At 56.9% G+C, this 25,904-nt stretch carries 24 protein-coding genes and 1 tRNA gene; 14 read left to right on the top strand and 11 right to left on the bottom strand.

Annotation, left to right across the window (positions count from 1 at the left end):
* Positions 1 to 19: 19 nt before the first annotated feature.
* The gene (locus NQ492_RS05795) at positions 20 to 910 is read right to left on the bottom strand and encodes an IS3 family transposase (protein ID WP_014774758.1); all 891 of its coding nucleotides are present in this window, start codon (positions 908 to 910) and stop codon (positions 20 to 22) included.
* Positions 907 to 1,320, bottom strand: a complete 414-nt coding sequence (locus NQ492_RS05800; protein WP_014775546.1) for a hypothetical protein — start codon at positions 1,318 to 1,320, stop codon at positions 907 to 909. Before NQ492_RS05800 ends, NQ492_RS05795 begins: the two co-directional genes overlap by 4 nt.
* 162 nt (positions 1,321 to 1,482) lie before the next feature.
* Between NQ492_RS05800 and NQ492_RS05805 the strand changes: the two genes are divergently transcribed.
* The 9 genes from NQ492_RS05805 to NQ492_RS05845 all read left to right on the top strand — a co-directional run bounded on the left by NQ492_RS05805 (position 1,483) and on the right by NQ492_RS05845 (position 12,783).
* Complete coding sequence (locus NQ492_RS05805) at positions 1,483 to 2,760, top strand: DUF3945 domain-containing protein (RefSeq protein WP_015547174.1); 1,278 nt, start codon at positions 1,483 to 1,485, stop codon at positions 2,758 to 2,760.
* A 12-nt stretch (positions 2,761 to 2,772) separates the two neighbouring features.
* Positions 2,773 to 3,285: a DUF1896 family protein gene (locus NQ492_RS05810; RefSeq protein ID WP_015547173.1), complete on the top strand. Its 513-nt coding sequence runs from the start codon at positions 2,773 to 2,775 to the stop codon at positions 3,283 to 3,285.
* Positions 3,286 to 3,312: 27 nt separating this feature from the next.
* Positions 3,313 to 4,344, top strand: coding sequence for a FimB/Mfa2 family fimbrial subunit (locus NQ492_RS05815; RefSeq protein ID WP_015547172.1), 1,032 nt, complete (start codon positions 3,313 to 3,315; stop codon positions 4,342 to 4,344).
* A gap of 61 nt (positions 4,345 to 4,405) precedes the next feature.
* A complete protein-coding gene (locus NQ492_RS05820) occupies positions 4,406 to 7,003 on the top strand; it encodes a DUF4906 domain-containing protein (protein WP_044054375.1) in 2,598 nt (865 codons plus the stop codon).
* Positions 7,004 to 7,030: 27 nt separating this feature from the next.
* Positions 7,031 to 8,524, top strand: a complete 1,494-nt coding sequence (locus tag NQ492_RS05825) for a DUF4906 domain-containing protein (protein WP_044054374.1) — start codon at positions 7,031 to 7,033, stop codon at positions 8,522 to 8,524.
* 4 nt (positions 8,525 to 8,528) lie between these two features.
* Positions 8,529 to 10,361, top strand: coding sequence for a DUF4906 domain-containing protein (locus tag NQ492_RS05830; RefSeq protein ID WP_015547169.1), 1,833 nt, complete (start codon positions 8,529 to 8,531; stop codon positions 10,359 to 10,361).
* 20 nt (positions 10,362 to 10,381) lie between these two features.
* Positions 10,382 to 10,939 carry a DUF3575 domain-containing protein gene (locus NQ492_RS05835; RefSeq protein WP_259873927.1) on the top strand — a complete coding sequence of 186 codons (558 nt, stop codon included), beginning with the start codon at positions 10,382 to 10,384 and terminating at the stop codon, positions 10,937 to 10,939.
* Between the two features lie 2 nt (positions 10,940 to 10,941).
* The gene (locus tag NQ492_RS05840; protein ID WP_130062506.1) at positions 10,942 to 12,594 is read left to right on the top strand and encodes an OmpA family protein; all 1,653 of its coding nucleotides are present in this window, start codon (positions 10,942 to 10,944) and stop codon (positions 12,592 to 12,594) included.
* Positions 12,595 to 12,603: 9 nt separating this feature from the next.
* Positions 12,604 to 12,783 (top strand): hypothetical protein, encoded by a 180-nt coding sequence (locus tag NQ492_RS05845; protein ID WP_009598202.1) that lies wholly within the window; start codon positions 12,604 to 12,606, stop codon positions 12,781 to 12,783.
* Positions 12,784 to 12,799: 16 nt separating this feature from the next.
* Here the strand turns inward: NQ492_RS05845 and NQ492_RS05850 are convergent, their stop codons facing one another.
* Positions 12,800 to 14,119 carry an AbiH family protein gene (locus NQ492_RS05850; RefSeq protein WP_130065999.1) on the bottom strand — a complete coding sequence of 440 codons (1,320 nt, stop codon included), beginning with the start codon at positions 14,117 to 14,119 and terminating at the stop codon, positions 12,800 to 12,802.
* Between the two features lie 209 nt (positions 14,120 to 14,328).
* On the opposite strand from NQ492_RS05850, the gene NQ492_RS05855 reads away from it, so the two are divergent.
* Both NQ492_RS05855 and NQ492_RS05860 read left to right on the top strand, forming a co-directional pair.
* The gene (locus NQ492_RS05855) at positions 14,329 to 14,646 is read left to right on the top strand and encodes a DUF2958 domain-containing protein (protein ID WP_009598209.1); all 318 of its coding nucleotides are present in this window, start codon (positions 14,329 to 14,331) and stop codon (positions 14,644 to 14,646) included.
* Positions 14,647 to 14,715: 69 nt separating this feature from the next.
* The gene (locus tag NQ492_RS05860) at positions 14,716 to 15,105 is read left to right on the top strand and encodes a hypothetical protein (RefSeq protein ID WP_015546615.1); all 390 of its coding nucleotides are present in this window, start codon (positions 14,716 to 14,718) and stop codon (positions 15,103 to 15,105) included.
* A 27-nt stretch (positions 15,106 to 15,132) separates the two neighbouring features.
* Here the strand turns inward: NQ492_RS05860 and NQ492_RS05865 are convergent, their stop codons facing one another.
* The 6 genes from NQ492_RS05865 to NQ492_RS05890 all read right to left on the bottom strand — a co-directional run bounded on the left by NQ492_RS05865 (position 15,133) and on the right by NQ492_RS05890 (position 21,188).
* Positions 15,133 to 15,429, bottom strand: coding sequence for a helix-turn-helix domain-containing protein (locus NQ492_RS05865; protein ID WP_009598269.1), 297 nt, complete (start codon positions 15,427 to 15,429; stop codon positions 15,133 to 15,135).
* A gap of 1 nt (position 15,430) precedes the next feature.
* Positions 15,431 to 15,715, bottom strand: a complete 285-nt coding sequence (locus NQ492_RS05870) for a helix-turn-helix domain-containing protein (RefSeq protein WP_018696786.1) — start codon at positions 15,713 to 15,715, stop codon at positions 15,431 to 15,433.
* Positions 15,716 to 16,090: 375 nt separating this feature from the next.
* On the bottom strand, positions 16,091 to 17,668 hold the full coding sequence (locus NQ492_RS05875) for a beta-N-acetylhexosaminidase (RefSeq protein WP_015547168.1): 1,578 nt from the start codon (positions 17,666 to 17,668) through the stop codon (positions 16,091 to 16,093).
* 11 nt (positions 17,669 to 17,679) lie between these two features.
* Positions 17,680 to 18,861: a purple acid phosphatase family protein gene (locus tag NQ492_RS05880; RefSeq protein WP_015547167.1), complete on the bottom strand. Its 1,182-nt coding sequence runs from the start codon at positions 18,859 to 18,861 to the stop codon at positions 17,680 to 17,682.
* 169 nt (positions 18,862 to 19,030) lie between these two features.
* Positions 19,031 to 20,425: a polysaccharide deacetylase family protein gene (locus NQ492_RS05885; RefSeq protein ID WP_015547166.1), complete on the bottom strand. Its 1,395-nt coding sequence runs from the start codon at positions 20,423 to 20,425 to the stop codon at positions 19,031 to 19,033.
* 178 nt (positions 20,426 to 20,603) lie between these two features.
* Complete coding sequence (locus NQ492_RS05890; RefSeq protein ID WP_015547165.1) at positions 20,604 to 21,188, bottom strand: flavin reductase family protein; 585 nt, start codon at positions 21,186 to 21,188, stop codon at positions 20,604 to 20,606.
* A gap of 144 nt (positions 21,189 to 21,332) precedes the next feature.
* On the opposite strand from NQ492_RS05890, the gene NQ492_RS05895 reads away from it, so the two are divergent.
* Both NQ492_RS05895 and hpf read left to right on the top strand, forming a co-directional pair.
* Positions 21,333 to 22,235: a tyrosine-type recombinase/integrase gene (locus NQ492_RS05895; protein WP_015547164.1), complete on the top strand. Its 903-nt coding sequence runs from the start codon at positions 21,333 to 21,335 to the stop codon at positions 22,233 to 22,235.
* Positions 22,236 to 22,259: 24 nt separating this feature from the next.
* On the top strand, positions 22,260 to 22,556 hold the full coding sequence (hpf, locus tag NQ492_RS05900) for a ribosome hibernation-promoting factor, HPF/YfiA family (RefSeq protein ID WP_015547163.1): 297 nt from the start codon (positions 22,260 to 22,262) through the stop codon (positions 22,554 to 22,556).
* 175 nt (positions 22,557 to 22,731) lie between these two features.
* On the opposite strand, the gene NQ492_RS05905 is transcribed toward hpf, so the two are convergent.
* Together NQ492_RS05905 and NQ492_RS05910 are read right to left on the bottom strand one after the other, a co-directional pair.
* Complete coding sequence (locus NQ492_RS05905) at positions 22,732 to 24,291, bottom strand: PCMD domain-containing protein (RefSeq protein WP_259873934.1); 1,560 nt, start codon at positions 24,289 to 24,291, stop codon at positions 22,732 to 22,734.
* A 266-nt stretch (positions 24,292 to 24,557) separates the two neighbouring features.
* Positions 24,558 to 24,632: transfer RNA gene (locus tag NQ492_RS05910), tRNA-Glu, on the bottom strand.
* A 140-nt stretch (positions 24,633 to 24,772) separates the two neighbouring features.
* Between NQ492_RS05910 and NQ492_RS05915 the strand changes: the two genes are divergently transcribed.
* A complete protein-coding gene (locus tag NQ492_RS05915; protein ID WP_015547162.1) occupies positions 24,773 to 25,519 on the top strand; it encodes an RsiV family protein in 747 nt (248 codons plus the stop codon).
* Positions 25,520 to 25,904: the final 385 nt, after the last annotated feature.

The raw sequence follows: 25,904 nt of genomic DNA on the forward strand, positions 1-25,904 counted from the left end.
TAAAGATAAACATTTTGGTTCAAAAAATATTGTCCTGATATAAGTTTACATATGCCTTCCGAACAACCGTCTTTCGGCCCCAATGATGTTTGAGTTTCCCGGTTCTAAGTTCCGCTTCCAAGGGCGTAAGCCAATCGCAGCTGGCATGAGGTCTGAGTGAATTGTAAAGGATAACGATCTGGTCGATGCGTTCTTTTGCTGCCTGAAAACTTTCAAAACATTCCTCGTCGATCCATTCGCTCTTCAGAATACCGTTCACCCGTTCGGCAACGGCATTCTCATACGGATCGCCCTTTTCAGTCATGCTGATGCGAATCCCATTATCGGTCAGCAATTTCACATATTCTTTCGAACAATATTGGCATCCTCTGTCCGAATGATGGATTAACCCTTGCCGTTTTTGCTGCGGAGTCTGGTCTATGGCCATCCTCAGTGCACGGAGCGCTCCGTCCCGTTCCAATGTCGTATTCAGATCATAGCCTACGATCCGTTTGGAATAGGCATCCGTTATCAAAGCCAGATATGCAAATCCTTCTTTCAAAGAAATGTACGTAATATCTCCGACCCATAAACGATGCGGCCGCTCGAGGTCGAAACCCCGGATCAGATTCGGATATTTACGCATCCAGTGCCGCGAGCAGGTCGTAACGCTGTATTTCTTCCGACGTTTGACCAGAAGATTGTTTTCCGAAAGCAGCGTAAATAACCGATCCCGGCTGACCGGAAATCCGTCTTGTTGCAGCAAATGCCACAGTTTACGACCGCCGAGCCTGGGCATCAGTTTCCGGTAGTAACCCACCCGCTCCAAAAGAAGGGTGTCGGACAAGGATCCTTCCCTATTACGCCGTAAATGTTTATAATAGGCCTGACGGGTATAGCCGAACAACCCGCACAGAAACGACAGGCTCATTGCTGTGTGTCTTTCTTTGAGACGCTGGACTGTCCGGCTGCGGATTTTTTTAGCAGGTCGATACCGTATTCTTCTTGGAGGATATCTCCCATGATCTCATAGCCTTCCAGACGTAATAAAGCCTCTTCCAAGCGCCGCCGAAGGGCTTTGTTCTCGGATAATAATTCACTGGCTTCTTCACTCGTAACGCGGGACATGATCGGATAAGGATTAGGGGTACTCACAAAGCTACAACTATTTTTCGCTTTCCAGCGCTGACCCATCTTATGAATCGTAGACATGGGAATACCATGTTCTTCGGAGAGTTGGCGAGCCGTCTTGACTCCGCTCAAATACTCCTGTAAAATCAGATGACGCAACTGACGCGGTAAATAATGACGTGATAAGTCTGAATTCGTTGTTTGCTGCATAAGATTTACTCTTTTCTGTAAACCTTTTTCAGGACGGGACAAACGTAATTTTTGCCTCGGTGCGGACTGGAGCGGACTGGAGCGGACATGGGCATCGTTTCGGAAAACATGCTTCTATATTCGCGGCATGAACCTTTTGTTTCACTTAAAACATTTTGTGTTATGCCCGAAGAAAATCAGAATCAAAAACCGATTCAGGCCCCCGAACAGGCCGATCCGAAGTACAAGGAAACGCTCCTGCTCTACAACGAGCAGAACGGCGCCGTGGAGGCCGTCTCCGACCTCAAACAAAGCGGTAACCAATACAAGGTTACGACGACGCAACCGCTCACGGCCAACAAACCGGCGTTCTACGAACTTCGCAACAGCTCCGCAGTCGCGGCCTTCATCAAGGGCTTCATGTCGCAGGAGAACGCCAAGCCGTTTCATTTTCTGAAAGTCGCCGCCGACAAGGCCAGCGAAGTCACACAATCGCTGCTGCGCCTTGCCGACAATCCCAAAGACCCTGAGGGCCTCAAAGCCCTTTACGATCATCGCGTCACCTCGTACCAACTCGAAAAGGTCAAGTTCGACACTCCGGATCTGAAGTTGCAGGAGCTGAAAGAGATGGGTATCATCGTTACTCCCAAAGAACTGGAGGCGATGAAGCACGGCCTTCCGACGACGGACCTGCATGACGTGACCCTCAAGATCGGCAATATTCCCGTCGCAGGTCAGTTCGCCCTGCATCCCTATAAGGACATGAACGGTGATGTGCAGGTCGGTCTGACGAGTGCCCTTCCGCGTCCGGAGTTCGAGCGCGAAGAGTACCGGATGATGTTCTCCACGAGTGAGAAGGAGCAGCTGTTGGCCGGAAAGACCCCCGACCGGCTGTACGAACTTCCCAATCCGCACACGGGAGAGAAGGAGTGGTGCTTCGCCACGCTGAATCCCGCGACGAACCGCCTTGTCACCATTCCGAAAAACGAAGTTCCCGATCTGCGTTATTTCAACGGCGTGCGTCTGGATGATACGCAGCAGAACGAACTGGCTCTGGGCGGCCGCGTCTTCGTCGAAGGCTGCTCCATGCGCGGCAGCGACATCACCTATTCAGGCAAAGTGGGCTTCGATGTCCTCTCGAACGAATACAAGATGACCGACTACCAGTTCAGCCGCCCCTATATCTCTCCGCAACTCGACAAACAGCTCGACGACCGTCAGCGCACGGCCCTGCTGAGCCCCGAAGGTCTGGATTGTTCGAAAGAGAAGGAACATCCCATTCTGGGCAAGAACGGCAAGGCGCTGAATTGTATCCTGCGTATCGACCCCCGCTCGAACGGCGTGGTCTACGATTTCTCGCAGCAGCGCCGTCAGGAGCAACAGGAAAAGCAGGAGCAGAAGGCCGAGAAAGCGCAGGAGCAGGCTCCGGATCAGGGTCAGGGCCGCGGTCGCAAACGCTAATCCGCTCCTGCGATGGAAACCCCCGATGAAAAATGGTTCCGGGAGCGCCTGCGGCATTTCCTCGAAATACGCCATCCTCCGCGTCAGTTCCACCATGTGATGATCGAACGGCGCAGCCGTCTGGCCTTCGAAAGCTACGCACAAAGCGTTGAACTGGGAGTGCCTGCCGCTTCGGCCGTCCGTGCCGCCGACAAAGTCCTGTTCCGGGGTCTGCTCTTTTCGAAATACGACACCGTCCACCTGATCCTCGCCACGGACTTCCCGATCATTCCGGAAAACCAACGACAGGAGATCGCCCTGCGACTGGTGCGTATCTGCGCTCCAATCTTTCGGGCCTACGATCTGAAAGACGACTTTTCGGAACGTCCGGAATTCCGGCAGCTCAAGGAAGAACTCCGCACTGGCATCCGCACATGGATCGACGAGAACGGCGTTCCCGGCTACCGCAGCCCGGCGCGCAAGGAAAAGCCGCCTGTCCCATACTCCGAACAACCCCGATATCCAAAACGCAACAAGCGTAAATAGTTCATTCACTTAATTTCTTATTACACGATGAAAAAGATTCTTTTTGCTGCGGCCGCCATAGCCGCCGCCCTGTTCGCCTCGTGCGACAAAACCGACGACACGCTCGACCCCGCGATGCCTGAAACATCCGACACTGCACGGATCGCCATCACGCTCACCGGAGCGGACGAGGCCGACACCCGCGCATTCTTCGACACTTCGGCCAAGGCCGAGGCGTGGGAATCCTCGCTCTCGTCGCTCTCGGTCTTCGCCTTCGACAATAGCGGAGCACTTATCATCCGCCGTGACTTCACTTCGTCGGAGCTCGCTTCCAAATCGGCGACCTTCGCGCTTCCCAAATCTGCGGCCGGCACCGAGTGCTCATTCTACGCCGTAGCGAACTACGACGCCTCGTCGGCCAAGACCCGCGCAGCCCTTACGGCCCTCGTGGAAAAGTCGGCTGCCGACTATAACGGCACCTTCGCCGAAGTGTCCTCCGCGGCCAAACGTTCGGGCGGCTTCGTGATGTCGGGCTCGACATCGAAAACCATCGGCGCCGTGAATTCCACGACGTCGGTAGGCATCACGCTCAAACGTACCGTAGCCAAAGTGGCCCTCCAGACGACCATAGACCCGTCGTTCGCCGACAAGTACGCCGGAGAGCTCACGATCAACTCCGTAAAACTCTCCAAGGCAGCCTCTCAGTCTTCGGTCGTAGCCGGCACGCCGACGCCCGGGGCCATGAGCTACACGCATACCCAAACCCTCGCCGCGGCATCGGGTAAATACAACGCCCTGTTCTACTGCTTCGAGAACGGCTCTTTAACGGCAGGAAACCGTGTGCTGCTGGAAATCAACGCTACATACGATCTGGACGGCAACGGCTCGACCACGGACGACCGCTCGGAGGTGACCTACTCGGTGGAGCTGACGGGCAAGGCCGCGGGCGAGATCCTGCGCAACGGCTACTACCGTATCGCGGCCAATATCACAGGTCTCGTAGGTCAGGATTGCGCCGTGACGGTGACCGTCGCCGACTGGGAGACACCCGTCACGCAGTCCGTCGAACTGGGAGCATAGTCCGCATGTCGTACCGGGTTCCGTCCTGTGTTTCGGGCGGAGCCCTTTTTCTTTCAAAGCTATGAAAAGATTATTATATATCCTGTCGATAAGTCTTGCCGCGACCCTTATGGGCTGCATCGCCGAAGACAGGTCGGCATGCCCTCATCCCCGCGGCGTTTCGGTTCGGCTGACAGTATGTCCCGACCCGATGACGGCCGTAACCCGCACTACGGACGAAGAGGCGATCCGCGACCTGAACCTCTATCTCTATGACGATGACGGCGAGATCGTCCTGCACCGCTACCAGAGCTCTTCGACGCTGCGCTTCACGTCCTTGCCCGGCAACTACCGGATGCGTATCGCCGCCAATATGGGCCGTGACCTTGGTGAGAATCCCGCATCGGAAGACTTCACCGTTACGCACGCCGACGAGTACGATACGCTGCCGATGTCCTATGAGGGCGACGTTACGATCACGTCCTCGTCCGGCGGTATTCTGACACTTCCGGTCGTGGAGGTGCAGCGTGTCGTGACGAAGGTATCCTACGATATCGCCGTCAAACCCGCAGACATCGAGCTTCGCTCCGTGCAGCTTTGTTCCGTGCCGCGTGCGGTGTCGGTCTTCGACGTGGCGGCCCGGCCGTCGGACGCCCCCGACGACTACACGGACTGCCCGGAAAGCGGGATTTCGGGACAGCATATTTCGGGGAACTGCTATCTGCTTCCGAATATGCAGGGCACGGTTCCGTCCATTACCGACCAGCGCGATAAGAATCCGGACAATGCCCCCGCGAATGCGTCGTATCTTCTGATCCGGGCTGTACGGGGAGCTAAGGTATTGGCCTATTACATTTACCTGGGCGATAACAACACCACGGATTTCAATGTCCGGGCCAACGTACATTACCGGCTCGCGATTTCGATCCTTGGCGACAGCGAGGTCGACACCCGTGTCAGCAGCTATACGCTCAACGTCTATGACTCTTACGCGGAAAATGCGATCGGCGGCTACTGCACATACGACGTGATGGGCGAACTGTTCGTCGAGGTGGAGGGCGATCCGGCGCCCCTGACGCTGCGGGGACACATCACGGCCTCGCAGGGCGACAGGGATCGCCTGCTCGTGGACGATGCTTCCATCGGCACGGGCCGCGATCTGGAGCTTGCGAACCAACCGGGGCTGAATGAATATTTCCTTTACTACGACCTTCCGGTCTATACTACGGCGAACTCCCAAGTAGTCTATACCGTAACGGTCGAAGACGATGCGGGCCTTGCGCAGTCGTTCGACTTCCGCCGCCGCTTTGCAAACCGCCTTCAGGTCGTCGTCGAGACTGCCGACAACGGCAAAGGTTGGGTGAACGTCTCCCAAGCGCTCTATGACGCTGAAATCTCCGGAACGCGCAATCACGTCGTCATGTGTCACGAGATGGGTTGTACGCTGGTGGCGCTTCCTGCCGCGGGCTACCGCTTCGAGGGATGGTACACCACGGACGGCTATACGCAGCGGCTGTCGTCATCGACGACCTATCTCTACACCCCCGCATCGAACGATGCGTCGATCTTTCCGAAATTCACGGCCAACACCCGGCCGCTCGACGACGAGGGTACGGCCAACTGCTATATCGCGCCGGAATTGAATACCTCCTATTCGTTCGACGCCGCGACGATGGGTAACGGCCGCACGACGCTCAACGTCACTCCCAAGCGTCTGTCGGGCGTCTCTGCCCGCATACTGTGGGAGACGGGAACGCTGAGCGAGGCGATCGTTAAGGATGTGCGATATCAGGACGGACGAATCACCTTTACAACCGGTACGACGCACGGCAACGCCGTGGTCGGGCTTTTCGACAGCCGTGGGGAATGCCTCTGGTCGTGGCATATCTGGGCCGTGGACTACGATCCGGCGGCCACGGCACAGACCTATGCTTCGGGAGCTGTCTTTATGGATCGTAACCTCGGAGCGCTGGAAACGGATTATACACTGCCCGCCTCGCGCGGCCTTTACTACCAGTGGGGTCGCAAAGACCCGTTCCCGTATCCGGCCACGGCGACGGACGCTTATATACAGGCTCCGACCGTCTATGCCGCGGGATTCGAATATGCCGAGAGCGATCCGCGGACTTCCGGAACCGAGTCGCCCTACGACGTGATGACCCTCGAATGGGCCACAGCGCATCCTACGACCTATATGGACGGCGTATCCTTCGAGGACTGGGAAGAGTGGGCTTCTTCGCTGGACTGGCTCTGCGACCACCACCCGAACCTCTGGGGCAACGTCACGACCGGGAAAAACAATATCAGCCGCACCAGCCATAAATCCATTTACGATCCGTGCCCTCTGGGCTGGAAAGTGCCCGGTGCCGAGGATTTCGCGGGAATAGAGCGGATAAGCGTATCGGCACCTTATTACGTTACGATCCGCTGCAACGGCACGCAAACGGCGAAGATACCTTTGGGCGGAACATTCTATGAGGGGCGTTACGACCGCAACGGGTCGCTCGGAAGGCTCTACACCAATGCCCCGTATTATCTGCATTGGGGAGGCTCGACCGGCGTGTTCCACGACGTGGCCTGCACCTCGATCGTATTCGACACGAGCAACTACCCGCCGTTCGTCAATACGACGGATTTTTACCGCTATGCCGCCAATCCCGTGCGTTGCGTCCGGGAGTAGTTGAAACCTCGTAAAATTCCCACTGCCATGAAAAGATACCTGTGGATATTCGCAGTGCTCCCGTTTCTGTGGAGCTGCATCGCCGAGGACAGATCGGCATGCCCGCAACCCCGCGGCGTTTCAGTCCGCATGTCCGTATGTCCCGACCCGATGACGGCCGTGACCCACGCTGCGGACGAAGAGGCGATCCGCGACCTGAACCTCTACCTTCTCGACGCCGACCGTAATGTCGTCCTGCACCGTTACCAGAGTTCCCCGACGCTGCGCTTCGAGTGTCTGCCGGGCGACTACCTGCTGCGCATTGCGGCCAATATGGGCCGCGACACGGGCGATAGCCCGGCATGGGAGAATCTCGCCGTTACGCACGCCGACGACTACGATACGCTGCCGATGGCTTATGAAGGCGAGGTGTCGATTCCCTCGTCGGATGAAACGGTGACGCTTCCGACCGTCGAGGTGCAGCGCGTCGTGGCGAAAGTCACCTATAACATCTCTGTCGCACCGGATGCCGGCGACATCCGCCTGCACAGCGTCCAACCCGTGAACCTCCCGGCCCGGATGCCGGTCTTCGACCCCGGGCTGCGGGCTGCGGAATATACGGCGGGAGAAATCGTCGGCTCGTCGTCGCAGACCCTGACGGGGACGTTCTACATGCTTCCGAACCTGCAGGGCGAGGTTCCCTCGATCGCCGACCAGCGGGACAAGGGCCCCGCGAACGCCCCGGCGGATGCGACGTTCCTGCGCATCCGCGCTCTGCGGGGCTCCAAGGTGCTGGACTACTATATCTATCCGGGCGGCAACAACACCTCGAACTTCGACATACGGGCCAATACGCACTATAGGCTCGATATTATGATCCGTGGCGACGCCGAGGTCGACACCCGTATCCGGGCCTATACCGTAGAGGTGCTGTGCACGCCGGAGGCTGCGCTGTCGAACGGTTTCCTGCTGGAGCGGCAGCCGATGCGCCTGACGCTGCGGCTCGGCGGGGCCTACGAAGAGACCGGGGTCGAAGCCTTCGTGGAGCTGAAGACCGGAGATGTGCGGTATTTCGGGTTCGAGGGCCAATGGGGCGCCGTTGCAAGGACGATGGAGATCCGGGGCCCGGAGAACGACTACGATATCCGTTACTGGCCGCCGTCCTTCACGCGCGAGGAGTGCCGCTTTATGTTCCGGGTTCAGATCCTCGACCGTTACGGGGAGGTCGCCTCGTTCAGTTTCCCGTACTGTTACGCCCACCTGCTTCGGGTCTACACCAAATGGTTCGACGGCAGCAACGGGAAAGGCACCGTCGCCTCGCCCGATGCGCTGCGTGTGGTCGAAGACATGACGCTCGCTTCGTGGTACTCGCTCATATATTGTCCTGACGAAGGCTGTACGCTCGTCGCCACACCCGATGCGGACCGGTTGTTCGAAGGCTGGTGCCGGAATGCCGACCATACCGGGGTTCTGAGCTACGAGGAACAGTACCGTTTCTCCCCGGACGACGATCCCGCCGTTATTTACGCTTATTTCAGATAAAACCATGAAAACCCTCATTCATATCCTTTTGGGAACGCTGCTTTTCGCCGGCTCCTGCTCGGACGAGATGCCCGTATGCACTCCGGCCGTACACGGCCCCCGGCATGTGACCTTCACGTTCTCCTGCGACGCTCTGCCCGGCACGCGGGCTGTTGCGGACGAGAGCCGCGTCGAGGATATCAACCTTTATCTGTTCCCGGCAAACGATGCTCCGGCACGGCACGTGTACGCCGCCTCGCAGCGCACCGTCGCGCTGGAGCTTCCCGACGGCCGATACACCCTCTATGCCGTCGCCAACCTCGGCACGGACACCGGGCCGCTGCCCGAAGCCGAGGTGCGGGCGCTGCGCAGCGCATGGAACCCTGACGGATCAGACTCCGGAACGCTTCCCATGTCCGCCATGCGGACGTTTACCGTGCGCGGCACGACGCAGATCGCTATTGAACTCGTGCGGGCCGTGGCGAAGGTCGATTTCAGCTACACGGTGGCTGCCGATTTCAGCCGTTCGCTTTCCGTGCGTTCCGTACGTCTGTGCAACGTCCCGCGCTTCGCGGCGCTCTTCGGCGAGGGCCGCATCACCGCAGACGGGGAGTGCGCCGCGACGGAAGCCTTCCCGGCGGACGACGACGGCTATTCCGCCGTTTACTACCTTCCGGAGAACCTGCAGGGCGAGAACGTTTCGATTCCGGGACAGGAGCAGAAGAACGAGGCCAACGCCCCGGAATATGCCGCTTATATCCTGATCGAGGGCGAGGCGGACGGCCTGCACGTCGTCTACCGCATCTACCTGGGGGAGAACAACACCTCGGACTTCAACATCGCCCGCAACCGGGTCTACCGCATCGAGGCGCGGATTTTGGGACGCAATACCGTGGACTGGCGGGTTTCGACCACCGAGGTATCCGTGACGCCTTTCGCCGAACGTCATGCGCCCGGAGGGATCGCCACGGCGCAGCTCCGGGTCGTCAGCACGAACAACGACCGGAGCACCTGCTTCCTGACCTGCGAGCGGGAAGAGGGCGACGGCGATGTTACCCTGGACGGCGAGCCGATCCTCTTCGGAGTGCCTTATCCATTTCTCTCCGGCGACGGGGAGAGAACCGCTGATATCACTTACACGCAGCAGCGGGAAGGCGACGTGCGGCTGCGCCTCGTCCTGACCGACGAAAAAGGGTTGCATGCCGAGCGGGTGCTGCAGACGAGCTATGTCCGCGAGCCGCTGCGGGTATCCTTCACGCAGGACAAGTTCGAACTGGCGGCGCTCGACCGCGCCCGCGTGGACTTCACCATCGAGCAGGACGACTACGACGGGACTTATACCGTGCAGGTCGAAGGTACGCCGACCCTGTTCCGGAACCTGACGGATGACATCGGGCCCGTCACGGGCTATACGGTGGCGGGGAACGGCACCTACCCGCTGCGTATTCGTCCCGAGGCCGTCGGGGAGAATCCCTACCGCATCACCGTGACGGATGAAAAGGGCAACAGCGCCTTCTTCGACTCCTTTGTCACGGGAATCAAAACCGTTTCCTGCTTTACGTGCTCCTTCAGTAAAATATCGGGCGGTATCGAGGTCGTTGCGGAAGGGACCTATCCGGTTATGAACGATCTGACGATTACCCTAAACCCCACAGTGACGGTAGTGCTGCGGGGCGGGGCGACCAAGACGCTGACCTGTACGATGAACGTAAAGATCGAGGCGGATCGGATGAGGGGACGCGCCTCGGCGACGCTCGATCTCGGAACTGGCTACACGGACTACTCCGTGACCGATTACGAAGCGACTTTCTCCCGCACGGCATCCGAGAACGGAATGGTCGAATACGCCGTACAATAATCTTCAAACAGACAGAACAAATGAAAACGAAACGAATATTCATTACGGCGGTCTTGCTGTTGGCGGCCTTGTGGGGCGTGCCCCGCCGGGCTGCGGCGCAGATCTTCGCCGTAAGGGCCAACGCCCTTGCCGCATGCGGCGCGACGCTGAACGCCGGGGCCGAAGCGGCCTTGACGGACAACTGGTCGCTGGAGCTGTCCGGCTACTGGAACCCGGTGCAAACCGCATCCCTCTCGATGAACTTCCATGCCATGCAGCTCGGCGGCCGCTACTGGTTCTACGAATCCTTCGTGGGACACTTTCTCGGACAGCACCTTACCTATGTCGGTTACGACCTCGGAAGCCGAACGAAACGCTATAAAGGTCATGCCTGCGGTCTGGGTGTCAGCTACGGGTATGCGTGGATGCTCTCGAAACGCTGGAACGTCGCCGTCGAAGCCGGCGTAGGGCTTTACCGCACGAAGGACACGCGCCGCGACCCCACGGTCGGGGACTGGGACGACGAGTATATCTACCATTACCGCCGCTGGACGCTCGCGCCGACAAAGTTAGAGGTATCGTTTTCCTACATCTTTTAACGATGAACACACGTAAAATCATAACTGTAGGAATCACCGTCGGGGTTTTATGGATGATGTTCGGCTGTTCGGTGGCCGGACGGCTTCAGCGGCAGCAGATGACAGCCTCGCTCTCGCAGCTTACCCGCGCCGAGCGGCAGGAGCGGCAGCAGGACTACCGCCCGCAGGTCGTGAAGTTGCAGCGTGACAGCAACACGTTCTTTCTTGCTCCGGTCGATACGCTTGCCGACGGCGAGCGTGTCATGGCGCTTCAGATCGAGCAGGTGACGGTCGTGGCGAAGATGCGGTCTATTCCCGAGCGCAACGGTCGTGTCGTGCTGGATTTCATCGTGACGCTGCCGAAACAGTTGTTGGGCAGAAGCCGCAGCGTCGTAATCACGCCGATATTGCACAAGCCCGACGAATCCGTGGCGCTCGAAGATCTGGTGATCCGCGGCGGACGCTTCTCGCTGCTGCAAGAGCGCGACTACTGGCAGTACGAAACCTATGTCGAACGCTTCCGCCCCGATACCGTGGGGCGCGAGGCGGCCTTCAACCGTTTCGTGAAGTTTCCCTATCCCGAAGACGTCCGGCTCGATTCACTGGTCGAAGGACGAAGCACCGTCACGTATTACTATTCCCAAGCAGTGAAAACCGACGAGACCTCGAAAAAGATGCTGGTAACGCTTCAAGGACAGGTGTTGGCCGTGGACGACAGCGCCTACCGGCTGCCGCCGTCCGATACGTTGAGCTACGTCGTATCTTCGATGCTCTCCTTCGTAGATACCGTGCCGAGGTATCGCATCAAGGTCATCGACAAGTTCGTGACCGTCGAAGATCGCAATTACATTCAGTTTTTCGTGGGCGATACCCGCGTGGTCGATACGCTGGGCGACAACCGGCAACAGCTGGACAAGATCACCGGCCTGATACGGCAGATCGTCGAACAGCAGGAGTTCTGGGTCGATACCATCACGCTGACGGCGGCATCGTCTCCGGAAGGAGCTTACGCTTTCAACGACCGTCTTTCGCAAGGACGGGCACAGGCATTGAAACGCTATCTTGTCCGCCGATACGGCAGAAGCATCGACACGATGCTTATCGTGCGGTGGGTGGCCGAGAACTGGCCGGAGCTGACGCAGCGCATTCGCACGGACAAAAGCATTGAAAACCGCGAGGCGATTCTTGCGCTAATTGCATCAGAAAAGAATCCCGACCGGCGGGAGCAGGCCATCCGGCTGCGGTTCCCGAAAGAGTATGCCTATATCCGTTCGGTGATCTACCCGCAGCTGCGGGCCGTGAATTTCCGTTACAATCTGCGCCGCAAGGGGATGGTAAAGGATACGATTCACACCACGGAGTTGGACACGACCTATGCCCGCGGCGTGGAGCTGTTGCAGAAACGCAAATACGCCAAAGCACTCTATATTCTGAACGACTACAACGACCGCAACACGGTCGTGGCCCATCTGTCGCTGGATCACAACGAGCGGGCGATGGAGTTGCTGGCCGCGATGCCCGAAGATGCCGCGACGGAGTACCTGCGGGCTATCGCCTGCTCGCGGCTGGGGCGCAAGGAGGAGGGCCGCCGCCATTTCCTCGAAGCCTGTCGATTGGACGAGCGCATGGAGTATCGGGGTAATCTCGATCCGGAAATTGCTGAACTCTTAAAATGACAAATTATTATGAAGCAACAAAAAATCAAGCATGCAATTCTGTTCTGTCTGCTTGTTGCAATTTGGGGTACACTGGCAGCTTCTCTTTTCGGCAGTTGCAATGTTTATGAATACGAAGAAGTGGAAATCATTCACTGTCCCCAAATACAGGACACAATACAGATTCCGGACTGGGAACCGGAGGAATAGACACAAGTGGCAGCGATCATTCAATCGCTGCCACTTTAGGTTTTTGCGGCAAAGGCCGACAATACAATTTATTTACGATACGGTCGCGCATCAACTGCATGGAGTTGAAATTACGCGAAATATTCTGGATGATCTCGATATAATTATCGCTATGACCTCCTTCTTCGTCAGTCCATTCGTAATAATAAGGTTTTATCGATACACAATTTTTATGCTCGAATAAAGTATTGAGCAATGTGCGGTCCGAATTGCCGCACGAATGCCCCATGATATAGATCTGATAGGGACCGGTGTCAATAAACTGAAGTAATTGACGGTAATTGTCCGTTTCCAGATAACGGATAGATTTGATATTGGTTAGGTAGCTATTATCATTCAGATTCGAAATAGTCTTATAATCCTCGTCCAGTTCGTCCCCATAACCGAAAATAACAGGATTCTGCTCATTATCCAATTCTCCGTGAATATGATTTACGGGAATGTCTGAATTTGCTGGAAGATATAAGTCGGCAGTCTTCGTATAGTTGAAGTTCAATAATAGGGTTCTCTCCGGATATGCAAATTCGTCGCAAACTGCACCATTGCCGTTTTTAATTTCTTCAATGAATTTGGACTTCAGCCCTTCATTTTCCCAGTTTGTTACGAGGTTTGATGCTATTGCAGCGAAACTCTCATCCGCCTTGGTTTCTTCGCCTGTCGATTCAATCCTGTTTTTCTCGGCCCACTTGTTCACGATATATTCCAGAAATTGCTTTTGAGCACTCACGGCGACATCACGAAAGTTAAATGGCTCATGAATAATTTGTTCAATATCCGGATTCCTTAACTCTGATTTGATATAATGCTTTTGAACAGATTTTAGATAGCCCGTCAAAGCCCCCTTTATCAATTCCAGTTCTTCATTGAGTTGAATGGGATCTCCATACTTACAAGACTTGTCCTTGAAAACTTTTTTGAGCAGTGAATAGTATTCTCCCTCGATATCTACCCATTTTTTTGATTCGACGGCTTTATTTATTGTTTCGAAGAACTTACTTTCATAAATTAAATGATCACTGACGAAATGATCATATTGTTCTGCTGGTGTTATTTCTCCCAAATTTCGTATAAACCGAAACGTATTATCTTGCAACATCCAGCGAAACTGTTCCAGGGTTTTCCTATCCTCCGGATCAGAAATATTGACAGAACATAGACCATCATATCGCTCATATTCACCCTCCAGCAATCCTAATTTCAAAGTGATATTGTATCCACGAATAAAATCCGCATAACTCGTCGGCAGTCCGTGCGCCAGATCGAAGCCGTTACCGATTAATATGATCCGATTCATCATCTGCTTGTCATTTAGAGTAGTCCATAACAAAGATAACCATTTATCCTGCTGTGAACAAGGATTGTAAATGATTTTTTCTTACGCCGACCCGTCCAGCAAGATAGCCGCTGCGGACGACACGCCAAGGTCTTCGCCTTGTCTTTGTCGCATGCAGCGGCTATTCGTCTCTTGCTGTCCGGGCGTTCCGGACAGTCAAAATATTATTTCTTATGAAACTGCTCACGAAAGAAATTATCTCGAAATTCGAGAAACACCCTTTCCACTCACAGGATGGAAAAGGAATGGATGCCGAAGTCCTCGTCAAATATTTCAACCCCTGCGGTACGGGGACATGGCTCATTACCGAAGCCGAACGTGAAGGCGACGACTGGCGCCTGTTCGGTTATTGCCATATCTACGAATGGGAGTGGGGCTACCTAATGCTCTCCGAGCTGGCATCTCTTCGTCTGCCGTTCGGACTTACCATCGAACGCGACATTTACACGGCCAGGAAATACGTCCGGGATTTTCTGCCGCAGGATGAATGACGGCAAAGGCCTCGGAATTTTACTGCCCCTTGCCGACAACAGAATCATTACACAAAAAGAACTATAAATATGGCCACATTCGAAGAAAAAGCCGAACGGTTGAAGAAAGAGTTGGAGGAAGCTACAAACGACGACCAACGTCGAAATCTGTCCCGCGAATACGAACTTACCTTGCGTCTGCTGCGCATCATCCGCGGAGAGGTCTTTACGCTCGACGACATCAATAAATGCCGCATGGAGATCATGCGACTATATCCCGGATACGATCGTCCCATAACGGCCGAATCGGGAATCCTGCTGGCTGCGGAGGCAATCCGCAAGTCCTTCGGAAAGAAATACTATCTTCCGCTTTACAAATATCCGATCCTCATTGATTTCGGGACACCGGATGGGCAGATATGCGTGATCCATCCGAGCAACTATATCAGTTATACGTCCAAAAAAGGAGGGGAAGAGTGATTTGATCTTCCCCTTATACAGGCTACATCAGCGCTGCGCTTTCATATAATGCTGTTCCAGCAGTTTATAAAGCGAGGACTGTGGATAAAGAATCTTTCCACCAAGAGTAGTATAAGGGATTTGGCGGTTGTCCCGGTAATTCTGCAAGGAGCGTTTCGAGATGCTGAAGATGCTGCAAATCTCCTCACTGGTCAGGTACAGTTCATTTCCGATGGTCGGGCGGTGCGTGTCGATCAGAATATCGACAGCCCGGATGGCTTTGACGATGTCGCGGTACAGTTCCTTGAATGCGGCGCTGTCGCGGGTGATGATCTCTTCGGGCATGCTACAGGCTTTTTATCAGATTCTTTTCCAGGAGATGCCGGATGTCGTCGTCCCGGAACAGTACTTTATTCCCTAATGCTGTATAAGGGATAATGCCGGCGGAGCGGTAGTATTGCAAGGCCCGCTTGGTGATGCTCAAGGCCTTGCAGACCTCCTCGGCCGTAAGCCACCGGACAGTTGTCGGTTGGGCGGAGAGGGAATGGAGCGCAGACACTCGCTCCAGAAGACGTTGAAGGTGCGCCTGCAACTCTTTATAGGCGCTCGTTTCCATAAGGACGCAATCCATAATGCTGAGGGTTTAGGTGATTTCTGCGTTAAGGATGTGCAAGATAATCCAAGCCTTCAGAAAACGATTCCTATGTCCGCTCCAGACCGTTCCAGTCCGCTCAAAGGAAAAAATGATCGACGGTGACGCTGATGTCCGCCATAAATCGGCAAATGGAGTAATAAAAATCATATTTGCTTTTTTTATCAGATATTTCGTATATTTGTATAGAGTTGTTTGACAGGATGAACCTCGATGTAAGTTTATTCGAGACTTGCGTTTCTAAATCATTACCTCATAAAAAAGCAATGCCGTAACTTATTCAGTTACAGCATTGCTTTGTAAATCCCCGGAAACTTCATGCGCATTACGGGGATGTTTTTACGGACCGGACGGCTATTCGTCCTTGCCTTCGAAGAAATAGGTGGCGTAGTTCAGCCCTGCGGCATCGTAGCACTTGCGCAGGGAGTTCATGCGGTGTTTGAAGTCGTCGAAATCCTTGCGGTCGTAGGACCAGCCCACCTCGGCGATGGCGGCCAGACGCGGCAGCAGCATGTGCTTCAGGTGCGGGAACGTGGCGATATACTCGGTCCACAGGTTGCCCTGCACGCCGAGGATGTAGGCACGCTCCCCGGGCGTAAGCTGGTCGTAGGGGTCCAGTTCGTAGACCTTGCGCATCGGGACATAGCCGCCGATGGCCATCGGCTCCTTCGTCGGGGTCTTGGTCTGGTAGTAGTCCAGGTAGCAATGGACATTGGGCGCCATGATGACGTGGTTGCCGGCCTTGGCCGCCGCAATGCCGCCCTTCGAGCCGCGCCACGACATGACGGTCGCCGTGGGCGAAACGCCGCCTTCGAGAATCTCGTCCCAGCCGATGATCTTCCGGCCGTGCTCGCGGAGCCACTTCTCCATGCGGCGCACCGTGTAGCTCTGAAGCTCGAACTCGTCCTTCAGCCCCTCGGTCCGGATGCGCTCCTGACACAGCGGGCACTGTTTCCAGCTGTCCTTCGGACACTCGTCGCCACCGATGTGGATGAACTCCGAGGGAAAGAGTTCGAGCACCTCGGCGAAGACGTTCTGCAGGAACTCGAACGTCGTCTCCTTGCCCGGGCAGAAGACCTCTTTGCTGATGCCCCAGCGCCGGCGCACCTCGTAGCCCTCGCCCTTGCAGCCCAGCCACGGATAGGAGGTGAGCGCCGCGACGGCATGCCCCGGAAGTTCGATTTCGGGAATCACCGTGATATAGCGGTCGGCGGCGTATTTCACGATCTCGCGGATCTGCTTCTGCGTGTAATAGCCGCCGTGAGGCGTCTTGTCATACTCGCTCGAGGTGTGATGGTGGCCGATGAGCGTCTCCCCGCGCACCGATCCCACGCGCGTCAGCTCGGGGTATTTTTTGATCTCGATACGCCAGCCCTGATCGTCGGTCAGGTGCCAGTGGAACTTGTTGAGCTTGTGCATGGCGAGGATGTCGATATACTCCTTGACCTCGTCCACCGTCCAGAAATGACGGCAGGGATCGAGCATGCCCCCGCGGTGGGCGAAATAGGGTTTGTCGCTGACCGTCACGGCGGGCACGACGCCTTCGCCGTCGATGACCAGCTGGCGCAGGCTTTGCAGGCCGTGGAAGACGCCCTGCGGCGTTCCGCCGCGCACCTCGACGCCCGAAGGAGTCACGGCGAGCGTATAGGCCTCGGCCTCCAGCGAGCCGTCCACCGCCAGACGGACGTCGCCCTCGGCGGCGGTTTTCATCACCCCTCCGACGACAGGCGCGACCTCCCCGGCGAAAATCCGGGCCGAGCGGCGCAGTTCGGCATTCTTGTCGACGCCGATCACGGTCGACGCGGTTACGGTGAACGTCCCCGCGCCGGGTGTCACCGAGAGGGGTTTGGGAACGATGTTGACCTCGGGTCCCGCCCCGAAGGCCGCGCACGACAGACCGACGGCGCACAGCGAAAAAAAGAGTCTCTTCATATTGATTCAGGTTATGGTTGAAATTGTGGTTTCAGCGGAAATTCGTGCGTATGGACCGTCTTGTCGCGGGGACCGGCGATCCGTACGCGGATCAGGCTGTCGGCGACATCGCAGCGCACGCAGCTTCGGTTGTCGTTGACCACGATCGGGAACTTCGCGTCCCGTTCCCCGGCGGGATGGAACGAATAACGGTGGTCGTGGCCGCAGAGCATCAGGTCGATCCCGGCCTCGTTGAGCACCGGCACGAAGAGTTCGTTCAGGTGAACGCTCCCGTGCCAGGCCCCGGCCGCAGGCGGGATATGGAGCAGGACGATGCGCGCCGAAGCCGTGAGGAACTCCTCCGAGCGCACGGCCTTTTTCAGCCACGCGCACTCCTCGGCGCGGTAGGCGTCGTAATCGGCCAGCCCGTTGTACTCCGCATGGTCGTCGGGCTTGTCCTCGCCGCAGTCGAGCAGCAGGATACAGACGTCGCCGTAGCGATAAATGCCGTAGAACCGCCCGTCCCGCCCGGGAAAATAATCCCCGAGGCTGTCGGCGAAGACGCCGCGCGTCTCGTGGTTGCCGCGGGTGAAGAGAATCGGCGTCCCGGCAGCGAAAAGCGCGGCCGAAGCGTCGAGGTAGTCCTTGAAAAGCTGCTCCCCGCTCTCGACGCTGCTCGACATGTCGCCGTTGAAAGCCACGAATCCCAGTTCGGAAAAGTCCACGCGTTTGCAGAGCCGGGTCAGGACGTCGGCCTTGCCGTGGATGTCGTTCAGCACGAGGAACGAGCATCCGGAACCCGCAGCCGGAAAGGTGCGGAACCCGTAGGCCCGGCGCCGCGACGCATCGGCGCCGACAGTCTTTCCATAGGTGACGTTGTTGACGTCGGGCCACGACTGAACCTCCTGCGAAAAGATCCGGTAACGGTAGTCGGTCCCGGGTTGCAGCCCCCGGACACGAACGGCGTGCAGCGTCCTGCCGGCCAGCTTGCGGCCGGCGACGGTCTGGTAATGGCGCGGCGGCGGTGCGGGCGCAAGGCTGTCGGCGGGCGACGCCTCGACCCACGAAAGCGCGGGCCTGTTGGTGGTCCAGACCACCGTCACTCCGTCCTGCGACATGTCGCACAGGTAAGGCCCGTGCGTAATTCGGAATTCCTGTGCGGCGGCCGTCAGTGCGAAGGCCAGTCCCGCAAACACGAAAAGCAGTTTCTTCATCCCATTTCCGGTTGATCGCCTCGTCGGCAAAGGCTTCGGTCCCCACGCAGGCGGGAGGCCGGATTTTACGCTACGCAAGATAGCGATTATTCGCGAAACCGCCGCATTAATGACGAAAAAAGGAGGCGAATCGTTTTCCGTTCGCCTCCTTTTCGTTATTTTTCCGCGTCTATTTTATCCGTTTGAGAAGTCTCGCCTTGCAGTCGGAGTCCTTGAGCATGGCCACGAAATAGCGGGCGTCGGCCCGGTTCGCCGCCGAAGGGTCGGCCTCGTAAACCGCCACGAAATGTTCGGCGTGCACGACCAGGGCATGCCGGCAATCGAAATTGACCATCAACGCCTCCGCCCCGTCATCCGCCGTCCGGCCCCGGCCCCACGAAAGCCCCGTGACCGTCTCACCGCCGCCGACCGCCGTGCAGGCTCCGGGATCGACGCCCAGAAGATTGATCGTCAGCGAAGGATAATAGAAATAGAGTCCGCCGGGCATCTCGACCGTCAGCGTGAGCGTGTTTTCCGTCGCCCGCGCGTTTACGACGGCATGGTGTCGCAGATAGTTGTATTCGAAATACTCCTCGGCCGCAGGCATCCACAGGCAATCTTCGCCATCCCGGCCGTAGGTGTTGTTGAGCCACAGCAGCATCTCGGACCAGGAACGGTCGGTGCCGTGCACGCCGATATTCACCGCTTCGCGCTCCTCCACGGGTCGGGCCATCTGCGCCTCGATCACCGCCGGAATCGCCGCTGGCAGCCACAGCCCCCGTTCGATGCGCGTTCGCAGCAGATCGCCGTTCACGGCAAAAGGCCGGAGCTTCTCACCGCCCGACTGCAGGAAAATCGTCTGGATCGGATCGTAGCCCTCCGCCGCCGCGACATAAGCCTTGTTGCCGTTGGGTTCGATCAGCATCTTGCAGCCGCGTCCCGCGAGGCGGTCGAGGATGATCCGCTGCGAGGAGACGAAGTGCGCACGGATCGAGTCGGGCACATCGACCGACAGCGTGTTCACATCGTGGAAGGCGATTCCGACCCCGTAGTTGAGCATCTCGATCACATCGTCCCACATCAACCCCGCCCGCATGAAAAAGCGGTAATAATTCTCCGTAAAGCCCGGCCGCACCACAGCCTTGTCATCCATATAGCCCCACTCGGGGGAAATGGCGGTGGTAAAGGAGAAGCGCACTTCGCGTCCCGTCCCGTCGGTCGAGCCCAGCGCCTTGCCGAAAGAGTAGGTATCGGGCGGCATATCCCCGCCGCGCAGATGCGGCGCATTGTAGAAATAAGTATCCGAAAGGGGACGTCCGTTGATCGCGGCCCACGTGGTCGAGAAAGCCGCCTGCTTGCAGTCGTCCTGCGTCAGGAGCAGCAGCAGCGACTTGTTGTATTTCAGGGGAGGAATTTCGATATGCGCCGCCGAAAGATCGGTCCCCGGCCCGAACGACAGCGCGATCTCGGCCGTTATCTGCCCGGGTTCATCGCCGAAGGGATAGAGGTATTCCGTCGGGGGGGGGAATCGGGATTGTCCGGCTCCTCGGGATTCTGCGTCCCCGGTTTCGGCATCTTGACGCATCCCGCCAGCAGCAGGATCGCCGAAGCGGCGAACAGCGCATATCTTATCGGGCTTGTTTTCATGGAACAAAGATAGGAAAAAATAGAACGGGTGCAACACGGGATTGCAAATGGTTCCGCAGAACTTTCCGGCCGGAAAAAGCGTCGTTACGACCCCGAAACAGAGCGAATCGGAAATATCAGCGTCTCTTCGGCGCCTTTTTCTTTTTGCGCACCGACCAGCCGAAATGACCCAACGCCTCGCCCAGCGCGAAATACTCGCCGTGGGAGTAGACGATCGGATCGGCCCGTTCGAGGCAGAACCGCCCCGTCGCCGGATCTATGTAGGCCTCGTCGGCCTGAACGCCGACCACCTCGGCCAGGAACATGTCGTGCGTCCCGAGCGGCAGCACCTGCCGGACACGGCATTCGATGTTGACGGGTGATTCGGCAATCAGGGGTGCGGCGACCTTTTCCGACGGCACGGCCGTCAGGCCCATCTCGCGGAATTTGTCGAAGTCCCGGCCCGAGCGCACCCCGCACCAGTCCGCGGCGCGCGCCAGACGGCGCGTCGTGAGGTTGATGACGAACTCGCCCGTACGGCTGATAATCGCGTGGGAATGGCGTTCGGGACGCACCGAGATAAAGCACATCGGCGGGTCGGAGCAGACCGTTCCGGTCCACGCCACGGTCAGCATGTTATACTCCTCGGGCGCCGCGCCGCAGCTCACCAGCACCGCCGGCAGCGGATAAAGCACCGTCCCCGGTTTCCAGCTCTGTTTCATATCGCTTTCATTTTGGGACAAAGGTAAAGGTTTTTCCCTATCTTTGGAGCCGTGACGACACTTTTCAGTGCGCGCTCGTCCTTGCTGCGCCGAATACGATCCGGTTTTGCACCGTATCCGGCTTTTATGTACCTTTGCTCACGTATGATCGCCGATTTCGTCCGATACCTCGAAGCCGAACGCCGCTACTCGCCGCTCACGGTCCGCAACTACCGCCACGACGTGGAGCAGTTCCTCGCGTGGCTGGGGGTCGACGACGCACGGTTCGAACCGCAGCGGATCACCACGGACGACATCCGCGAATGGATTCTCTACCGCACCGAAACGGGCCGCGTGAGCGCCGCCTCGATGAACCGCGAGATTTCGTCGCTGCGTGCGCTGTTCCGCTGGCTGCTCCGCACGGGAGCCGTCGGCCGCGACGTCGTGCATCCGATCCCCTCGCTGCGGACTTCGCAGCGGCTGCCGGCCTTCGTCCCCGAAAGCCGCATGAACGGCATCGTCAGCGAATGCGAATGCGACAGCGAGGACTTCGTCCGCGAGCGCAATTCGCTGATCATACTTCTCCTCTACACCTGCGGCCTGCGCCTGGCGGAACTGGTCGGCATCGACCGCGACGATTTCTCCGCGGACTTCTCGTCGCTGCGCATCCGGGGCAAGGGAGACAAGGAGCGGATAGTCCCGATGCTCGAATTCGTGCGCGAAAAGATTTTACATTACATCGGGTTAATTGAGAGGCAAAATATTTGCATTTCATCGGAAAAAGCACTATTTTTAACACACAAAGGAAAACGCATATCCCGGACGGCGGTGTACCGAACGGTGCAGGAAGAACTGGACAGGGCGGGCGTACAGGGCAAGAAAAGCCCCCATGTGCTGCGGCACACATTCGCCACCCACCTTCTGAACAGCGGCGCCGATATGCGTGAAATACAGGAACTCCTCGGGCACGCCTCGTTGCAGGCCACACAGGTCTACACGCACAACAGCATCGCCAGGCTCCGGGAGATTTACGCGAAGGCCCATCCCCGCGAAAAGGGAGGCAAATGATTAACTTTTATAAACTGTAAGGCTATGAACGTACAGATTCAATCCGTGAAATTCGACGCCGACAAACGGCTCGTCGAATTCGTGAATGCCAAAATGGCGAAGTTGGACCGCTTTGCGGAGCGCTCGACCGGAGCCGAGGTCATTCTCAAACTCGATAAGGACCACGAAAAAGGAAATAAATTCGCAACCATCACGCTGCACATGCCCGGCGAAGACCTGGTGGCCTGCCACCAGTCGAAAGCCTTCGAGGAGTCGGTCGACGAAGCCATCGACGCCCTAAAACGCCAGCTGGACAAATTCAAGGCGAAATTCGAGAAATAAAACCCCACCAACCTTTAATACCTTAACTAACCAACGCCGCGACGGCCGCCTTTCGATAAGGCGGCCGTCGCATTTTTTCGGGAGCAGGACAAAGAAAGGAAGAACCCGGTCCGAATACCCTACCTACTCACCGTCCCGCTCCCTGCGGGCTTCGGTCCGGGCACATGGTTTCCAATCAATAGGCCCACTCGAAATCGTCGACTTGCATCGTATTGGTCGAACAACCCGTCAGGTAGTCGCCGCGCATGCTCGTAGCGCACGAAATCACCAGCGAGAACGGAGCCGAAGCGGGATTGGCAGCATCTTTTGCATACCAGTTGAACGGGAGCGTCGCCTCGATCCAGCCGGTTGCAGTCTGCGTAATGACCAGATCGCCATAGCCGAGAATCGCCCCTTCGTCGAGGCTTTTCGCCGTAGCAGGGTCCCACATACCCGTGGGCGCCGTCATACCCGAGGTCACGCCGTGCTGTGCCTTCCAGTTAACGACGGCCACGAAAATACGCGCACAATCCTGCTTATCCTGATAGGACGCTCCGTCGGGGTCGTACGAACCCACCTTGTCGATCTTGCCGATCTGCGCCTTGTAACGCACTTTCAGAGCACGCGGACGGGCCGTCCAGGCGTAAGGCTTACCGAAATTGACCGTCCCGGAGAAGCCCGAATAATCGAAATCGCCGGTGAACATATTTCCCGGAGCGAAAACAAAGCCAAGGACCATACGGGCCTGCAAACGGGCCGTCCCCGGCTCCGTCTCATCCTGACGGCAGAGCGGCGTAAAGAGCGTCTCTTCTCCGTTATTCTGCTCGAGGAATGCATTATTGCCGCTGTCCCAGACCTTCATGCCTTCGGGATTGGGATACGTGATCGGGAATTCGTTGTTGCTTCCATCAATCCAGATACGCTTCGACCAGCCCGACATGTCGCCGTTGGGAATCTTATCCCCGACCGCCGTGGCGAACTCCTTGCTGTCGACGGCCTGCCCGTCTTTTGCGATACGAACTTCGTAGGTCGTGGCGGCAAAAACGCCCGTACCGGCCTTAATCGTATGAACATCGAGTCCCGCCGCATTTTTCGACGTTTCGTAAACCGGAGCGAGGCGGTATTTCGAACCTTCGACGAGCACGGCGTCGGTCCAGTCGGCGGCGCCCTTTACGCGATACTGCACGCTGCCGCCATCGGGAACATTCGCAGCCGTAACGGTCGCGGTATTGGCCCACAGATCGGCATCGTTGTTATAGGCCAGAGCCACCTTGCCCGTCAGGTGGCAGGTCAGGGTTTTGGTCGTGCTCTTACCCTTCGCATCGGTCACTTTCAGAATGAATTTGTGATCCGAGGTTTCATTGTAAATCTGCGCGATCATCGGAACAAGCTTCGAAATATCGAACGTCAGGGCCGTTTTGCCCGAAACCGCCTCCCCCGAAGGGAACCCGAGCGCACCGAGCGCCTCGGCCATGCTGCCGGGATTCACGAGGTTCAGCTCGGTAGCCAAACCTACCGTTGCGAGCATTTCGGCCGTCAGAGCCGGCGAGTCGATCGTAACCGTGAAGCCCGCAATCGCTCCGGGAGCCGTCACGCCGATCTTGACCGACATCGGATTCGTGATCTCCTGCGGCTGGTCGATGTCACCGCCGTCCAATGCGATAGTCGGAACAGCGGGGGGGGGCGTCTCATCGTCCGTTCCGTCATCCCCGCACGCCACGAAGAGGGCAGCCATCATGGCCATAGCCATGGTCATAGACACTAATTTTTTCATAATCATACTATTAAAATAAAAACTCTATTTGCAATTTTGAAGCAAAAATAGAGGACTGGCGCGACGGCGGCAAATTAATTCAACGAACCCCGGGACAATCATCACCAACAGGCCTTTTTCAATAACGAACAGAATCGGCGCGCAGAGGGGAACAGACCGGAGGAAAAGGCGACAGGGGTTAAAACAGCCGGGGAGCCCCCGGTGATCCGAAACAAAAAAACGGCCGCACTTGCGTGCAGCCGTCAGTTTGGTAGTGGATAGGGGATTCGAACCCCTATGTCATGCGTGAGAGGCATGTATCCTAACCCTTAGATGAATCCACCGGTTTAGTTTTGTGGTGCAAAGATAACGCCTTCTTTCGAAACTCCAAAATTTTCCGGCAAAATCTGTGATTTTTTTCGTTTTTGGGCGTCGCAAATGCTTTTTGAGCTATCTTTACAGATAGACATAAAAACGTATCGCCATGAAATTCCCCACCCTCGCCCTCCTGGCCGCCGCCGCTCTGACGGCCGGGTCCTGCACGAAACGCCCTGTCCGGCCGCAGTTCACCGTCGTAAGCACCGACTCGCTGATCAGCGGGAACGGCTTCTCCTGCGATTTCGAATATCGCTTCGCTTCGATCGCCAACGCCCAGGACTCCCCCGCCCTCGCAGCGATCGAACGAATGAACATCGACCGTTTTTTCGACCTGGAGAATTTCGAAGGGACGCCCGAAGAGGCGGCTTCGGCCGCGATCCGTCAGGTTACCAGCGACATGACGCCTCCCGGGAATACACCGGAAAGCACCGTCCGTCCGGCATGGGAAGGCGAAATCTCCGTCGAATCCGAAGGATCGGTCGTCGACACGCTCCTTTGCTACGTGATCACGCGGGCAAGTTACACGGGCGGAGCGCACGGCATCTACGGCACGGAATGTTACAACTATTCGCTGGCGGGCGGTTACGAAATCACGACGGCCGACCTGTTCACCGAAACGCAGCTGGAGCGGCTCAACCGGCTGATCCGCGAAGATATATACGAACAATACGGGGTCCGGAGCGACGAAGAGCTGGAAACGAAGGGTTTTTTCCCGGAATACATCGGTGTAACGGAGAATTTCCTCGTCACGCCCGAAGGCATCACGTTCTACTACAATCCCTACGACATCGGATGTTACGCGCTCGGGAGCGTCGAGGTGAGCGTGAGCCGCGAACAGCTGGCCGGACTCTGACGGTCAGGCCCTGCAAGGAAAAGAAAAAAGGTCCGAGTCTCACGACTAGGACCTTCTTTTTCGGCGGGGAACCACCCCCTCCGAAAATGAGGTTCAATCGGAGGTATTCGACCGCGGAGCGAGTACCGCCCCTCTGGTCTTAGCAACGGACAACCCGTTACAACCTGCCGATTTCCTCAACCAACCTAAAACTACTAACCTAAATGAACCTTAAAACTTCACTGCAAAGATAAGGGGGATTTTTCAATTACGCAAATATTTTACGAATATATTAAATATATTTAACAATTTGGTAACATTGATCTCCCGATAAAGCTACTTACCCGATTAAGTAGCTACTCTCGCAAGTGTTTAATCCTAAACGCATTCAACGCGGCGCCACGGC

Source organism: Alistipes shahii WAL 8301, assembly GCF_025145845.1.
GTDB lineage: Bacteria > Bacteroidota > Bacteroidia > Bacteroidales > Rikenellaceae > Alistipes > Alistipes shahii.

Bases quoted from the DNA above. Each gene is read 5' to 3' on its own strand.
- NQ492_RS05835 (WP_259873927.1), top strand. From the start codon at position 10,382: ATGAAAACGAAACGAATATTCATTACGGCGGTCTTGCTGTTGGCGGCC.
- NQ492_RS05905 (WP_259873934.1), bottom strand. From the start codon at position 24,291: ATGACCATGGCTATGGCCATGATGGCTGCCCTCTTCGTGGCGTGCGGG.
- NQ492_RS05875 (WP_015547168.1), bottom strand. From the start codon at position 17,668: ATGAAGAGACTCTTTTTTTCGCTGTGCGCCGTCGGTCTGTCGTGCGCG.
- NQ492_RS05815 (WP_015547172.1), top strand. From the start codon at position 3,313: ATGAAAAAGATTCTTTTTGCTGCGGCCGCCATAGCCGCCGCCCTGTTC.
- NQ492_RS05855 (WP_009598209.1), top strand. From the start codon at position 14,329: ATGAAACTGCTCACGAAAGAAATTATCTCGAAATTCGAGAAACACCCT.
- NQ492_RS05880 (WP_015547167.1), bottom strand. From the start codon at position 18,861: ATGAAGAAACTGCTTTTCGTGTTTGCGGGACTGGCCTTCGCACTGACG.
- NQ492_RS05840 (WP_130062506.1), top strand. From the start codon at position 10,942: ATGAACACACGTAAAATCATAACTGTAGGAATCACCGTCGGGGTTTTA.
- hpf (WP_015547163.1), top strand. From the start codon at position 22,260: ATGAACGTACAGATTCAATCCGTGAAATTCGACGCCGACAAACGGCTC.
- NQ492_RS05825 (WP_044054374.1), top strand. From the start codon at position 7,031: ATGAAAAGATACCTGTGGATATTCGCAGTGCTCCCGTTTCTGTGGAGC.
- NQ492_RS05890 (WP_015547165.1), bottom strand. From the start codon at position 21,188: ATGAAACAGAGCTGGAAACCGGGGACGGTGCTTTATCCGCTGCCGGCG.
- NQ492_RS05860 (WP_015546615.1), top strand. From the start codon at position 14,716: ATGGCCACATTCGAAGAAAAAGCCGAACGGTTGAAGAAAGAGTTGGAG.
- NQ492_RS05870 (WP_018696786.1), bottom strand. From the start codon at position 15,715: ATGGATTGCGTCCTTATGGAAACGAGCGCCTATAAAGAGTTGCAGGCG.
- NQ492_RS05845 (WP_009598202.1), top strand. From the start codon at position 12,604: ATGAAGCAACAAAAAATCAAGCATGCAATTCTGTTCTGTCTGCTTGTT.
- NQ492_RS05915 (WP_015547162.1), top strand. From the start codon at position 24,773: ATGAAATTCCCCACCCTCGCCCTCCTGGCCGCCGCCGCTCTGACGGCC.
- NQ492_RS05795 (WP_014774758.1), bottom strand. From the start codon at position 910: ATGAGCCTGTCGTTTCTGTGCGGGTTGTTCGGCTATACCCGTCAGGCC.
- NQ492_RS05895 (WP_015547164.1), top strand. From the start codon at position 21,333: ATGATCGCCGATTTCGTCCGATACCTCGAAGCCGAACGCCGCTACTCG.
- NQ492_RS05885 (WP_015547166.1), bottom strand. From the start codon at position 20,425: ATGCGTCAAGATGCCGAAACCGGGGACGCAGAATCCCGAGGAGCCGGA.
- NQ492_RS05850 (WP_130065999.1), bottom strand. From the start codon at position 14,119: ATGATGAATCGGATCATATTAATCGGTAACGGCTTCGATCTGGCGCAC.
- NQ492_RS05805 (WP_015547174.1), top strand. From the start codon at position 1,483: ATGCCCGAAGAAAATCAGAATCAAAAACCGATTCAGGCCCCCGAACAG.
- NQ492_RS05820 (WP_044054375.1), top strand. From the start codon at position 4,406: ATGAAAAGATTATTATATATCCTGTCGATAAGTCTTGCCGCGACCCTT.
- NQ492_RS05865 (WP_009598269.1), bottom strand. From the start codon at position 15,429: ATGCCCGAAGAGATCATCACCCGCGACAGCGCCGCATTCAAGGAACTG.
- NQ492_RS05830 (WP_015547169.1), top strand. From the start codon at position 8,529: ATGAAAACCCTCATTCATATCCTTTTGGGAACGCTGCTTTTCGCCGGC.
- NQ492_RS05810 (WP_015547173.1), top strand. From the start codon at position 2,773: ATGGAAACCCCCGATGAAAAATGGTTCCGGGAGCGCCTGCGGCATTTC.
- NQ492_RS05800 (WP_014775546.1), bottom strand. From the start codon at position 1,320: ATGCAGCAAACAACGAATTCAGACTTATCACGTCATTATTTACCGCGT.